This is a genomic window from Saprospiraceae bacterium, assembly GCA_026129545.1.
Lineage (GTDB): Bacteria > Bacteroidota > Bacteroidia > Chitinophagales > Saprospiraceae > M3007.
Window position 1 is genome coordinate 3,331,877 of the sequence record JAHCHX010000001.1, and the last position, 13,925, is coordinate 3,345,801.

At 49.6% G+C, this 13,925-nt stretch carries 14 protein-coding genes; 7 read left to right on the forward strand and 7 right to left on the reverse strand.

What is annotated here, in order from left to right:
• Positions 1-67 precede the first annotated feature (67 nt).
• A complete protein-coding gene (locus KIS77_12915; GenBank protein MCW5923240.1) occupies positions 68-1,063 on the reverse strand; it encodes an IS630 family transposase in 996 nt (331 codons plus the stop codon).
• A gap of 218 nt (positions 1,064-1,281) precedes the next feature.
• Here KIS77_12915 and KIS77_12920 point away from each other — a divergent pair, with 218 nt between their 5' ends.
• A complete protein-coding gene (locus tag KIS77_12920; GenBank protein MCW5923241.1) occupies positions 1,282-2,508 on the forward strand; it encodes a TlpA family protein disulfide reductase in 1,227 nt (408 codons plus the stop codon).
• A 198-nt stretch (positions 2,509-2,706) separates the two neighbouring features.
• On the opposite strand, the gene KIS77_12925 is transcribed toward KIS77_12920, so the two are convergent.
• The 3 genes from KIS77_12925 to KIS77_12935 form a co-directional block, all read right to left on the reverse strand.
• A complete protein-coding gene (locus KIS77_12925; protein MCW5923242.1) occupies positions 2,707-3,393 on the reverse strand; it encodes an ABC transporter ATP-binding protein in 687 nt (228 codons plus the stop codon).
• A gap of 168 nt (positions 3,394-3,561) precedes the next feature.
• A complete protein-coding gene (locus tag KIS77_12930) occupies positions 3,562-4,239 on the reverse strand; it encodes an ABC transporter ATP-binding protein (GenBank protein MCW5923243.1) in 678 nt (225 codons plus the stop codon).
• A gap of 78 nt (positions 4,240-4,317) precedes the next feature.
• The gene (locus KIS77_12935) at positions 4,318-5,568 is read right to left on the reverse strand and encodes an efflux RND transporter periplasmic adaptor subunit (GenBank protein MCW5923244.1); all 1,251 of its coding nucleotides are present in this window, start codon (positions 5,566-5,568) and stop codon (positions 4,318-4,320) included.
• A gap of 434 nt (positions 5,569-6,002) precedes the next feature.
• Between KIS77_12935 and KIS77_12940 the strand changes: the two genes are divergently transcribed.
• Positions 6,003-6,278, forward strand: coding sequence for a hypothetical protein (locus KIS77_12940; GenBank protein MCW5923245.1), 276 nt, complete (start codon positions 6,003-6,005; stop codon positions 6,276-6,278).
• On the forward strand, positions 6,275-6,607 hold the full coding sequence (locus tag KIS77_12945; GenBank protein MCW5923246.1) for a hypothetical protein: 333 nt from the start codon (positions 6,275-6,277) through the stop codon (positions 6,605-6,607). The genes KIS77_12940 and KIS77_12945 overlap by 4 nt, the downstream gene beginning before the upstream one ends.
• Here KIS77_12945 and KIS77_12950 read toward each other — a convergent pair.
• Positions 6,604-6,990 (reverse strand): IS1 family transposase, encoded by a 387-nt coding sequence (locus KIS77_12950; GenBank protein ID MCW5923247.1) that lies wholly within the window; start codon positions 6,988-6,990, stop codon positions 6,604-6,606. The genes KIS77_12945 and KIS77_12950 overlap by 4 nt on opposite strands.
• An 11-nt stretch (positions 6,991-7,001) precedes the next feature.
• The gene (locus KIS77_12955; GenBank protein ID MCW5923248.1) at positions 7,002-7,316 is read right to left on the reverse strand and encodes an IS1 family transposase; all 315 of its coding nucleotides are present in this window, start codon (positions 7,314-7,316) and stop codon (positions 7,002-7,004) included.
• 249 nt (positions 7,317-7,565) lie between these two features.
• Here KIS77_12955 and KIS77_12960 point away from each other — a divergent pair, with 249 nt between their 5' ends.
• Together KIS77_12960 and KIS77_12965 are read left to right on the forward strand one after the other, a co-directional pair.
• The gene (locus tag KIS77_12960; GenBank protein ID MCW5923249.1) at positions 7,566-8,432 is read left to right on the forward strand and encodes a T9SS type A sorting domain-containing protein; all 867 of its coding nucleotides are present in this window, start codon (positions 7,566-7,568) and stop codon (positions 8,430-8,432) included.
• 195 nt (positions 8,433-8,627) lie between these two features.
• Positions 8,628-10,007, forward strand: a complete 1,380-nt coding sequence (locus tag KIS77_12965; GenBank protein MCW5923250.1) for a sigma-54-dependent Fis family transcriptional regulator — start codon at positions 8,628-8,630, stop codon at positions 10,005-10,007.
• A 6-nt stretch (positions 10,008-10,013) separates the two neighbouring features.
• Here the strand turns inward: KIS77_12965 and KIS77_12970 are convergent, their stop codons facing one another.
• Entirely contained in the window at positions 10,014-11,573 is a 1,560-nt protein-coding gene (locus tag KIS77_12970; GenBank protein MCW5923251.1) for a T9SS type A sorting domain-containing protein, read from the reverse strand.
• Positions 11,574-11,680: 107 nt separating this feature from the next.
• On the opposite strand from KIS77_12970, the gene KIS77_12975 reads away from it, so the two are divergent.
• On the forward strand, positions 11,681-12,361 hold the full coding sequence (locus KIS77_12975; protein ID MCW5923252.1) for a T9SS type A sorting domain-containing protein: 681 nt from the start codon (positions 11,681-11,683) through the stop codon (positions 12,359-12,361).
• A 509-nt stretch (positions 12,362-12,870) separates the two neighbouring features.
• Positions 12,871-13,854, forward strand: a complete 984-nt coding sequence (locus KIS77_12980; protein ID MCW5923253.1) for a M23 family metallopeptidase — start codon at positions 12,871-12,873, stop codon at positions 13,852-13,854.
• Positions 13,855-13,925: the final 71 nt, after the last annotated feature.

The following is a 13,925-nucleotide window of genomic DNA, read 5'->3' on the forward strand; positions in this document are numbered from 1 at the left end:
ATTTCAAGCAACAATGCACGGTGGTTTGGAGACCATCAGAAAGAAATTGGGCACTAGCTTTTATACCTCACGCCGCCAAGTTTTCAGCATGGCGGAATAGTTGAAAATTAGGAGCCAAACGGGACTTGAGTTCATTTTTTAGCGGTTTTGAGTGCAGGCTGTTGAGGAAGTTGACGATGGCGTTTTGAAAAGTCTGTGCATCGGGAAAATAGTTTGCGGCACAGACCTCTGCTTTGACAAATTTCCACAGCCGTTCGATGAGGTTCGGGTTTGGGGAATATGGAGGCAGGAAAACAAGGTTGATGTTCAATCTTTTGGCGGCATCTTTGACGAACTGGCAATGCTGGTATCGGGCATTGTCCAGAACGATGTGGATGGGCAGACCGGCGTATTTGCGTGCGATATGCACCAAGAGTTCCACCACGGTGGTGGCAGTGATATAGGTGGTGCTGTACAGGGCTGTGAGTTCTTGGGAGGAGGCATGTATGGCACCGATGACGTTGAGGCGAAAGCGCCCGGGCGCCGTTTTGACGAAAACCCGCTCGAAACACCAAACGATGGCGACAAAAGCAGCCAGCACGAAATGTGCGCTGTCTAAAAAAAGGACATGGCATTTTTTTGCTTTGGCCTGCGAGAGCAACGGTTGAAGCGTCTCATCGTGGAATTTTTGCTGTACTTGCGCATCCGCTTTTGCTGGAATTTGGCCTGTTCGCAGGGGTTTCATGCCAATGCGGTGCAGAAAGGCCCGCACACGTGAAGGGCTGCGTTCTACGCCGGTAAGTTCTTTGATCCGATGGGTTGCCTCCTTTATGCTCCGTGGCGGCTGCTGGCGAAGCGATGCTTCAACACTAAGCCGATGAGCATCCAAATCGCTTCTTGGTGTGTTATAGGCGATACGGCATAGCCCCTCATAACCTCCTGATTCATAAAGGTCAAGATAGTTGGCTACCGTACCACGATTACATCCCAAGACCTTGGCTATGGCCGCGTGTTCGAAGTCTAGCGCCTTCATGTGCAGGCATAGCGCCCGTTTTTGAACCAATGGATCAGGATGATTGAACATGTCGTATTTTGCAGCGTCTGCGTCTGCTTGGCAGATGTGTACAATTCGGAGAGGCATTGTATTTAAGTTTAGCAACTCAAATTTACATGTCTCTCCTCTTTTTAACTATTTCCCTCATGCTGAAAACTTGACGGCGTGAGGTATAAATTGAAGTTTAGGTACATTGGCGGGGGGGTTATTGTTGAAGCAGACAATGTCCACATCATAGATGATTGAAAATGGGTAAACTACTTTTTTCTTTACTGTTTGCTATATTGTTCGGCCCGCTTCTTCATGCTCAGGCAGCAACAAATGAAGCTGAAGCACTTGTCGTTGCATTGAATCAAAAAATAACAGGCATTCGACAAGGTTATTTTGATTGCCATTTTTTAAGAAAGTCAGCTTTTTATTCAGACACCCTCGAAAACACCTGTCGCGTATGGTTTTTCAGAAATAATGGCACTGAGGATAGCGTCGCACGGTTTATTGTGACGGGCTACTTTTCAGGAGCATACGACGGGGAAAATTATTATCATTTCAACAATAAGCATAAGTCGGTTATCATTACCCCCACTAAAGAGAGGGGAGGTATAATGGAAGTGCTTAGTGGGAAAGGCCTGCACTTGGGGATGTTCAAGCACTACCTTGCCGAGGGCGCGTCCCCTCCCTTCAAGCCAGAACGCTATGGCGAATCCCTTCTTGATACAATTGTGGCCGATAAGGAATCTTTTCTGCGCCTTGTTCGGCTCGACTCATTTGCGAACGACGTGAAAATGAGCAACAAAGACCCTGAACTGATACGGGTCAGGGAAACGCTCGAAATAACCTTGCCCGACTTGGATATTCGCAAAAAAACAGAGTGGATACATTTCTCGCTCGAACCGCAATATACCGAGCAGCATTTGTCTCCTATTTGTCCTTTGCCTGATACGGTCACATTCGAGCTCATGCTCAATCTTGATTCATTGCGGCGCGAGGGCTGGACAAGTACGCAGCAAATCACTTCTTTCAATGCCCCGGCACGCCCTGCGCTCATTGCCGCGGGCGATACACTCCCCCATTTTGCGCTGCCTGATTTGAATGGTCGCATGGTCAACACCTTGGATATGCTCGACGGATTGTTGTTGTTGGATTTTTGGTATAAAGGCTGCGCCCCATGCCTTATGGCCATGCCATTTCTGGAAGACCTTCATCAAAAATACAGCGAAAAGGGGGTGACGTTATACGGCGTGAACGACCGTGACAAGGATGCTAACGACCTCGTCCGATTTTTGGTGAGACGAGCGGTGTCTTACCCGACCTTATTGGATGCTGAAAGCCAGTTGAGTACTGCACTTCGCGTGACTGGTTATCCTACCTTCGTTTTAGTGGATGTAAGTACTCGAAAAGTACTCTATGCCCAATCCGGTGTATCGCTTGAAATTATGACGACGCTGGAAAGCATTATTGAGGCGTGGAGAAAATAATCGAGGCGAGTTGGAGTTCGTTCTGCTTTAGTGTTTGACTTTCAAACCCTTATTCAGACGGTGATTTCCGCGCCCTGCTTGGCGAAAACACTAGGCAGTATCGCGAGCGGCGACGCAACGCTCACCGCGAAAGCCACCCGCACAACATCATCATCACGCGAGAATCGCCCAACTATTCAAGAAGTTGAGGCACGCGGTCTATTGGTGTTTTACCAATTCTTCGTTTTCCACCCGACCGTCCATGAGGTGCAAAATGCGGTTGCCATGGTGCGCGTTTGCCTCTGAATGCGTGACTTGAATGATGGTCACGCCATCTTCCTCGTTCAGTTTTTTGAACACTTCCATGATTTCTTTGGCTTGCTGACTTTGCAGGTTACCCGTCGGCTCATCGGCCAGAATGAGTTTGGGGTTGCCAATCAAAGCACGAGCAATGCCGACGAGTTGTTGTTGCCCCCCCGACAATTGGTTGGGGAACAGGTCCTTTTTTGCCACGATGTTGAACCGGTCAAGTATGTCGGCAATGCGGCTCTTTCGCTCGGAGGAGGGTACTTTTTTGTAAAGCAAGGGGGTTTCAAGGTTTTCATAAACCGTCAAATCGTCAATCAGGTGATATGCCTGAAACACAAACCCGATGTATTGTTGATAGAGCTCGGTGCGTCGGCGCTCATTGAATTTGTGTACCGCCTCACCCAAAAACCAATACTCGCCCGCCGTCGGCTCGTCGAGCATTCCCAAAATGTGAAGCAGGGTGCTCTTGCCGCTGCCGCTCGGCCCCATAATGCTTACAAATTCTCCCTCGGCGATGTGGGCGTTCACATATCGCAGGACGTAGGTTTTGAGGGCGCCATTTTGATAATACCGTTCGATATTCTTGAGTTCGAGCATGTTGTGTTGTCGTTGAAAAAAAAAGCGCAGCCGCTACGACCCACCAACCGTGTGTGTTTGGATAAAGACGGCTGACTAACAGGCAGGTTAGACAGTATGGGCTGAAGGACTCGGACGGCTGCGATATTGCGTTGGGAGTAGTTTTTGTGTTTATTCGTTGGTAAATGTTCAAACGTGAAAATTTTCCGTCACCACCTTTCCATCGAATAGATTGACAATGCGGTGTGCGAATCCCGCGTCGTGTGGCGAGTGTGTCACCATGACAATCGTGGTGCCTGCTTGGTTGAGTTGGGTCAGCAAGTTCATCACTTCGAGGCCGTTGGTGGAGTCCAAATTACCGGTCGGTTCGTCTGCGAGAATCACTTTGGGGTTGGCGACGACCGCACGAGCAATGGCCACGCGTTGCTGCTGACCGCCCGAAAGTTGTTGCGGGAAGTGGTTGCGGCGGTGCATGATATTCATGCGCTCGAGCTGTCCTTCCACTTTTTTCTTGCGTTCGCTGGCGGGTGTTTTCAGGTAGAGCAATGGCAGCTCGACATTTTCATACACCGTGAGCTCGTCAATGAGATTGAAGGACTGAAACACAAAGCCAATGTTGCCCTTGCGCAGATTGGCGCGGTTGCGTTCGCTCATTTTGGCTACTTCTGTGCCGAAGAAGTGGTACTCGCCTTCGGAGGGGTTGTCAAGCAGGCCGAGGATGTTGAGCAGGGTGGATTTGCCGCAGCCGGAAGGCCCCATCATGGCGACAAACTCGCCGGGCTGAATTTCGATGCTGACCCCATTGAGGGCTGTCGTTTCCACCTCGTCAGTGGTGAAAATCTTGTGCAGATTGACTGTCTTTATCATTGTTGAATTATTGACTTGAGGGTTGATGAGGGTTGATAATCAACTTAATAAACCTTAATCAACCCTTATCAACTTTTATTATTGCAAATTTAAAATGTCCTTGTCCCCAAAGTTGGCGTACGAGCTCGTAATCACCTGTTCGCCCGGCTCCAAACCACTGAGCACCTCGTAGAATTGAGGGTTTTTTCGACCCAACGAGATTTTTCGTTTTTCGGCTCTGGAGCCAGTGCTGTTGAGCACATATACCCAATTGCCACCCGTATCGCTGAAAAATCCACCCGTGGGTATCAGAGTGGCCTCTGCTGGTTTGCCCAATTGCAGGCGGACAGGCACCGATTGGCCACGCCTAATGCCATCGGGTATTTTTTTGTCGAAAGTCATGTCCACTTGGAATCGGCCATTGCGGACTTCCGGGTACACTTTGCTGACGATAAGTCGGGTGGTGGCCCCACTAAAGTCGAAAGAGCCTTCCAGACCGGGGAATATCCGCGAGATGTAGTGCTCGTCCACCTCCACCCTCATTTTGAAGCCGTTCAGGTCGTCTATCTGGCCGATATTCTGACCGGCGGTGATGCTGGCCCCGATTTCGACATCCACCCTTGAGAGCAGGCCTGACACGGGTGCCTTGACGGAAAGATTGTCGAGATTTTGTTTCATCATTTTGAGGTTGAGGCGGGTACGGTCCAAGGTGCCTTCCAACTGCTTGATTTGCACAAGACTGTTTTCTTCTTGGAACTGCTGGTTTTCGATTTCGATTTCGCGTTGTTTCACCAGGCGCTCATAAGTGATTTTGGTGCGTTCGTATTCTTGCAGGCTTACCACTTTGTCCGAGTACAGCTTGCAGTTGCGGTCGTTGTCGGCTTTGGCTTGCTGAATTTGGAAGTCCAATTCCGCGAGGTTGCGGCGCAGCGCGAATTTGTCTTGTTTCAGCCGAAGCCGAGTGTTTTCCAATTCATTGATTAGGCGATACATCTCCGTTTCCCGGTTGACAAAATCCATCGTGAGGCGCTGATTCTCAAGTTTCAGAATCAAATCGCCCTGTTTCACCGATGCGCCACCATCCAGAAGTTTTTGTGCCACATAGCCCCCTTCCACTGCATCGAGCTGGTAGGTCTTCAGGGGTTGCACCACCCCCGTGACGACGATAAATTCGTCGAATACACCACGCTCGACTTTCGACACCGTAATTTTTTCACGGTTCACGTTGAGGCTGCTCTGTTTCCCGGCAAAAGCGATGCTATACACCGAGAATACAGCAAAAGCCAATGCCGCGATGCCTATGCCTATGCGCTGAGGCGTCCATTTTTTCTTTTTGATTGGTCTGTCCACTTGCGAAATGATGGATGGATGAAAAATGTGTGTCGGAACAAACGTTCTCCACCTTCAAATTCAACCTTGTGCCAAAATACTAAAGTGCTGTAAATCAGATTTTTCGTTGAAAACCTTCGGAATCACATTCGTCCAATTGCGAACGCGGGTGTCCGAAAATGAACACTTGGCACACGCTGTAAGCACTCAAATTTTTTCACAGAAATCCTTTCACAGAATGCGAGGATAAAGTTGCTTAGCAGGGCTAAGGTCACTTTTATGTTAAGATTATACTTTATTCGCCCGATTTTCAAAAACTGAATTTATCTTTAACACACAAAAACCACCGAACTTTTTCATCGAATTTCTCACCAAAATTTTTATTCTATGGTTACTTCTCGCTGTCTCCGTCAAACGATTTCTGCCCCCCCCCCCGAACAGCCAACATTTTAATTTTGCCAGCTTTACTGCTCGCGCTCGGTTTTCTCACTTTGCCCTCAGGAATACATGCCCAAAACTGCAATTGCGCGAACGGCATTAATCTAACTGGCACTTCCATTTCGCTCAATGCACTTGTCAATGCCAGCACATTGCCGCCGGGTATCTACAATGGCCCGTGTATCTCCGTGCCTGCCAACGCAACGCTGACCATTGACATTCCTTATCAATTTTCGAGTACTATCGGCAGGTCGCATGACCTGCCCGTGTGCGTTTATCTTTTTCTGCCATGAAAAGACAACCACTCTATTTCCTGCTTTTGATATCCCAAATCACGCTTGCTCAAAAAGAAGACTACAACTGGATTATGGGGACTGGCAGCACCGACCCCGACAGCTCATATAAACTCAACTACATATCTTTTGGAGAAGACACTTTCAAAGCTGAATTACTGTATCAATCCATACCATTTTTTGGCTCTGCATCCATAGTGTCTGACTCTGCCGGGGCATTGATTTGTTATACAAATGGTTTGAATCTGTATAACAAGCAGCATAAAATCATGCAGAATGGAAATGGCTTCCAATCCAGCTCGCAGTATCCAGGTAGTGGAAATATTTAACTGATGACATTTAAGTTGTAGTGGTATGCGAATAGTTTGAAGTGCAGATTGAGCATATACTCCTTTTTGGAGAAGGAGAGGGTTTTTCGGACGAATCGGCTGATACGCTGGCGCAAGGTGTTGTTCAGCCTTTCAACATGGTTTGTCAGACCGGTCTCCTTGCCGACCATGTAGTGTGTTTCGTTGGGCAAGCATTGGTACGCCGTCCAAAAATCGCTGAAACTCAAGCATTTTTGGTACTCGTAGGGTAGTTTTCGCCAAAGGCGCTTGCAGGAGTCCATCGAGCCATCGCCAATGAAAAAGGAAAGTATCTGCCTAGTTCTACAGCACTGGACAATCCAGACCCGTACTTGATTGATTTTCACGGCGATGTAAGTGAACATTTCGTCCGCCTCTAACTGGTCGTCGGCTTGTCCTTCCTCAATGGTGGTTTTGAATGGGGGGAGTTGCCGGGCTTTTTTTTTAACCAATTGAGTACCGTCCGATGCGAGACATTCAACAAGCGCCCCGTGCCTCGAAGGCTTTGCCGCTCTTGGTAGGCACGCTCCACCAGTTCGGGGTCCATGTTCCTGCTGGGTTGCTTGCTGTCCAATACCCGGCAGCAACCACAATCTTTGCACTTGTAGGTTTGGGTGCCGGAGCGGTTTTTCCCGTTTTTGACGATGTTGCTGCTTTCACAGCGGTGGCAACGACGAACTTCCGTTATCATGGCGCAAAATTACATTGTCAGTTAAATATTTCCACTACCCGTTATTCAATAATTGACATGAATTGGAATAGTGGAATGGGTAAAGTCACGGAAAAAACACTAACGATTCCAAACTCAACTGACACCCTCAATATCGGTCATTTAAGCGCCGTTAGACATGGTAACGGAAGGGATTGGTGGATATTGACGATGAAATTTGAATCAAATATTTTCAGAAGGTTCCTTTTGTCAGACCAAGGAATAAACGCTGTGGGAGAACAAACCATAGGCGAGGCCGTCCCGAATAGCGTAGGTTATTCAGCCTATTCGCCTAACGGAGAGTGGTATGCTCATTACAACGCTTATGGGCATACCTCTAACCCCAAAGCTTCCGTTCATTTTTACCGTTTCGACCGCTGCACCGGTCTTTTGCGCGACGCGCACTACAAGTTTTATCCTGGTGTAGAATCGTACGGTGGGGTGGCGTTTTCGCCCAACTCTCGATACTTGTATGTGTCGAAATACACCAGAATATTCCAGTACGACTTGGAAGCGCCAGATATTCTCGCTTCCGAACAAGTAGTGGCCGAATACGATGGTTTTTTGGATGGCAACGGTGTGCCAACACGGTTTTACGGCCTGTTGCTTGCCCCGGATGGCAAAATCTACGGCAACATCCCCAACTTCAACTCGCGCTATATCCACGTCATTGACCAACCGAATTTGGCCGGCGATTCTTGTAATGTCATACAACACGCTATCTTTTTACCGGCTGACAATTTCGGCACCTTGCCCAACCTGCCTTACTATCGGCTTTATGAGGCCGAAGGTAGTCCCTGCGACACGCTGACCGTTAGCACACATTGGTTGCCACCCGTCGCCGCGCCCAACATTCGAGTGTGGCCCGTACCCGCCGCCGACCTGCTGCACTTCTCTGCAGAAGGCGAGTGGACAGAGCCGTTAACACTACGGTTGTACGATGCCTTAGGAAGGCTGACTTTTTCGGTGGAGGGGCTTCGTGTGTCGCCCTACGCACAAGTCAACCTAAGCGAGCTCTCGGCAGGAGCATATTTCTTCACGCTGACGCGGCAGGACGGGACATTGGTGAAAACGGGAAAGGTTGTGCGAACGAGGTAAAAATCAAATTCCCCCAATAAGATTGTGTTCATCCTTGAACGCGGGTGTCCGAAAATGAACACTTGCCCGAAAAAAATGCTTTCATTTGCACACCCTTAGTGGCGGGCATTGTCTTTGCGGCAGTCGAGCCGTTGGCCATCAATGTTGCGCCAATGAAGCCAATGTCAAAAAGCAAACGGCGAAAAGCGACGGACCATGGAAATGAACGAAGCCAATATCCTTATCGTGGATGACAACCCCGGCGTGCTCAGCGCGGGCAAACTGTTTTTGAAGCGTCATTTTGCCGAGGTGGATACCACCCGCGACCCGGAGGACATTCCGGGGTTTATGAAAGAAAAGCGCTATTCCCTCATTTTGCTCGACATGAATTTTGGCCGAAGCGCCAAAAATACGGGGCAGGAAGGATTCCACTGGCTGAGCAGGATTCTCGAACTCGACCCATCGGCGGTGGTGGTGCTTATCACGGCTTATGGGGATGTGGAACTGGCGGTGAAAGCCATCAAAAATGGGGCAACCGATTTTGTTCTCAAGCCCTGGGACAACGACAAGCTCTTGGCCACGCTCAACTCAGCCTTGAAATTGAAAGCCAGTCAGGATGAAAACAATCAGCTGAAATCCAAGCAACTGGGACGAAATCTGGCCGAGCAGCGCGATATGCCGGAAATCATATTCCGAAGTCAGGCCATGCAGCAGGTGTTTGAAACGGTGCAGCGCGTGGCAGAGACGGATGCCAATGTGCTGTTGCTTGGTGAGAACGGGACGGGCAAGGACTTGATAGCGCAAGCCATCCACGCGCACAGCCGTCGGGCGCAGGAAAATTTTGTGAAGGTGGATATGGGGGCGCTGACTGAAACTCTTTTTGAAAGCGAGTTATTCGGTCATGTGAAGGGAGCGTTTACCGATGCACGCGACGACCGCCCCGGCCGATTTGAGGCTTCTGATGGAGGCACTATTTTTCTGGACGAAATCGGGAATCTGTCCCTCGGCCAGCAAGCCAAACTACTCACCGTGCTACAGAATCGAACCATCACTCGTGTCGGCTCCAACCGGGTGCGCCCCGTGAATGTGCGCGTCATCGCCGCCACCAACCAAAACCTGTTCGAGGCGGTGAAAAATCGGACATTTAGGCAGGATTTGCTCTACCGAATCAACACCATAGAAATTCAAATCCCCCCGTTGCGCGAACGCGCCGACGACATTGAGCCGTTGGCCCATCATTTCCAAAAAGTATTCGCTCGCAAATACAATCGGCCTGTAAGTGGTCTAAGCGCTTCCTTGCTGAAGGAAATGCTCCGCTACCCGTGGCCCGGCAATGTGCGCGAATTGCAACACGCCGTGGAACGGGCCGTCATCATGGCAAAAGGGGAGAAACTACAGCCCGAGGACTTTTTCTTCCGGCAGGCTGATGCGGATGGCAACAATTTGGATTTGCCGACCATGAATTTGGATGAAGTGGAAAAGCAGCTGATAACCAAGGCGTTGCAGAAGCATCATGGCAATATCACCGAAGCGGCAGCGGAGCTGGGTCTCACACGCGCCTCACTGTACCGACGTCTGGAAAAATATCATCTTTGATGCCTTTCATTCAGCGACAACAAATTTTTGCATCACCGCAACATCACCTACTTGCAATCGGATGAAGTAGGTGCCCCTCGTCCAGCCTTCCAAGGAAAAAGTCCATCTGTGCTCACCAGAAGCCAACTTTTCAGGAGACACTTGATGGGTCAACTGACCCACAGCGTTGAATATGGTGGCCGATACCTCAGAGGAGTTGTTGAGACTAAATGCGACGTGAAGTATATCCGAGCTTGGGTTGGGGTAAAATCGCAACTGGATAGGCTCGGCGGCGGGGCGAAGGACGGAAGAGATGCTGGCCACCTCAAATCCGCGATGCTCCACGGCTCCGAACTCACCCCCTGAAATCACTGGTATCACAGGGTTGTTGGCATTGAAAACTCGGTAGTAGCCGTTGCCATAGTTGCAGCACATTCCATCGCCATAAGCATCCACAAAAAGAATAGAGTAGCACCCATCGCTGGGCAGGGCGAGTGTTTTGTTGATGAGCGTATTGTTGTTGTAGGAGCCAGGGCCGGGCAATGTCAGCCCAAGCCTACCGCCGCCGTCAGGCCCCACGTTGCTATTTCCTCCTTTGTGAAGCACCACCCCTTGCTCGTCGCGAAGTTCCCAGTAAGTCTCTGCGCCGAAATCGTCGGTTTTTATTTTTAGGATGATTTGCGTGGTGCTGAAAGTGGATGCCGAGGCGTAATGGTCAAAATAGATATTGTTTGAAAAATCGTCGTCGCCAACCAGGCCGTTGATGGAGGCAATCGTAGTTTTTAAAACGCCAGCCCCAGAGAGCGTCATCGAATCAAACTCGATGATAGCTTCGTCATATTGCGGCAAATAGCCCTGCCACTGCTGGGTCTGCTGCAACAAATCATTCCAATGCAAGGTGAGCGATGCTTGGGTCAGTGGGTTGGCACCGAGATTGACCAAAGAAAAAGACGGCGCGACACCCAACGATTGGCAAACTTCCCGCTGCGCGGTGCCAACTGTGTAATTGTAAATGCCTGCATTGTTGACACCTGCGGCAACCGGACATTCGAGCGCTTTTTCCCATAAAGCCTCAACGTTTGACTGACCTACTTGATAGACCCTCTTGCTTGGACAAACAATGAAGATGGTCGGGTAATAATTGACCTGAAAACTATCCGCGAGAGCGGCATTGTCAATAAATGGAAAAGAAGCGCCACCTACCCAATTGCCCAATGAAAAGCTGCTGCACCCCTGCTGACCACTGAGACATTCGGCATTGGTGTTGGGGTCGCTTTCCACGAACAAGACTTGCAGCATATTGCTTCCTTCTGGCCCGTGCGTCTGAAAAAGTTGCTGCAAAACCTGGCTGTTATGGTAAGCCCAACAAGGGTGACACCACGTCGCACCAAAAACAAGCAGAACGATTTTGCCTTGTTCAAGGAGCCCGTGCAAATGCCAAGTCTGGCCTTTGATGTCTTGCGTGGTGAAATCCGGTGCTTGACTACCGGGCGGCAATTGTGCCGTAAGCCGAAGGCTTAGCGAGAAGAGGAGGAGCGAAATTGCCAGCCGAGTATTCATGGTATATTGTGTCAAATTATTGTCCACTTTTTGCGAAAACGCATTAGGCTGAACAAAAATAGGCAAGGGAAACAGCGCGGCGACGTACCTTTGTGAAAATTTTGTGAAACCTGCCAACCAGCGACATTTTGCTTATGAAGAACTTGCTTTTTACACTCGTTTTCTCCCTTTTTACCGCCTCTTTGGTGCTCGCCCAATCGTTCACTATCAGCCCCGATACAGTCACAGTGTTTGCCACCCCCGACATTTTTGATGTGGAAGCACACAACGAGATGACCAACATGACCAACAATACCATCACCATCCGATGGGAACGTACCATCCTCGTCAACCCGGGCAATCTGGACGTTCAGGTGTGTGACCCCATTCTCTGCTACGCCCCATTTGTGGACACAAGAACCTTCCCGTTGGTGGGCGACACCACCATCACCATGATTATCCACCTGCTCAACCCAGAGGAATTGGACCCTTACAATGCCGTCGTGCAAATGGTCTATACCGATGTGGACAACCCGAGCAACACAAAAACCTCAATCTATGTGTTCAACATAGAAACCACCAGCACAAACAATCCCCAGCCCCTCGCCAATGTGAAGCTCTACCCCAACCCGGTGACGGAATACTTTTCGCTCGACAACGCCGAAGAAGTAGGCCGCGTGTTGGTGTTCGCCCGCGACGGACGTCAGGTCGCCACCTTCAATGCCGCCACCAACCAGACATACTCCATCGCCACCCTTCCGACAGGAGCCTATGTCGTTGCGCTGGAAAGCAAAAAAGGGCGCGTTTTCCAAGCGATTGAAGTCAAGAAGAACTGATTCTTTGCGCCTTTTGCCTACAACAAAACGGGGCCTCTGCCTATCATGGCAGAGGCCCCGTTTTGTTGTAGGCCAACCACTAAATGTTAAATAATGCCGTAGGCTCAAAAATACCAACCGCATTCACGTTTTTTGCCACCCCATAGAAAGATGGAAACGGCGGGCACCGCAGCACGAAGTTTGTGATTTTAACCCGTTTGTGACAGGCAAGTGACAGAAAAATTTGTATCAAATGGCGCGTCATTTGCCTTATTCACCGCAAATAGTTGATTTTTCGGAAAAAAAACTTGACAGTTTTCAACCCTTTACTACTTTTGTGCGCCTCCTCCAGAATATCCAAGAGCCGAGTTACCCGACTCTAACAACCAGGAGCATCACTGGCGCAGACGTTTTTCTCCCCTCCAAGAAAACCGTTTTTTAATCCAACATCCCCTGAACGTCCGCCGGACTGATTCGCAAAACACCGAGGCAACGCAATCGTCATGATTCGCCTGGTAAACTCTAAATGTATGGGCAGGAAAGAAAAGTTCGTTTACAACATCCACACCTTAACCTACGAAAAAGTCGTAATCCCACTCAAAACCCGCATCCTACGAGCCTTCGGATTTTTCTCCGTCGTTCTTGTCACTTCCGCAGCGATGCTTGCCGTATTCTACTCGCTTTTTCCTTCTCCGCGCGAAAAAGAGCTGATACAGGAAATCGGGAAAATGGAATACAAATACAACCAGCTCAACGGCCAATTAGACATGATGTCGAAGGTGTTGAGCAATATCCAACAACGTGATGCCAATGTCCACCGTGCTGTCTTCGGCATGGACCCGATAGACCAAGACGTCTGGGGCGCAGGCATCGGTGGCCACGAAGCTCACCCCGAGCTCTCTGCATTCAAATATGGTGGCAAAACGCTGGGCGCTACCCTCGAAAGGGTGGATATGCTCAGCCGACAGCTGACGTTGCAAAGCAAATCATTGGATACCCTTCAGGATTTAGCGAACAACCAACAACAAATGCTTGCCTCCTTGCCCAGTGTAAAGCCCGTTCGAGAAGACAAGTTGCAGAAAAGCATTGGGACGCTTTCTGGATTCGGGTATCGTGTGCACCCTGTCTATAAAATCAGAAAATTCCATGCAGGGCTTGATTTTCCTGCGCGTGTTGGCACCGCCATTCAAGCTTCTGGCGACGGGGTGGTCGTCGAAAGCGGTTGGCACTCAGGCTATGGCAATTGCGTGAAAATCAAACACGGATACGGCTATGAGACAGTCTATGGACACATGAACAAAATCATAGTGAGGCCGGGCGAGAGAGTCAAAAAAGGGCAAAAAATCGGAGAGGTTGGAGACACGGGTCTTTCTACCGCGCCGCACTTGCACTATGAAGTTCACTACAAGGGCAATCCCGTCAACCCCATCAATTTTTGCATGGACAACCTGACACCCAAAGAGTATCAGCAGATGGTGAACCAAGCCAACAGTGCCAGCCAGTCGCTGGATTGATTTGAAAAACACTATGAACGATAGTTCTCTGACAGAGCCATCCGGCTTGAGAGAACAATAAACAGCAGGAA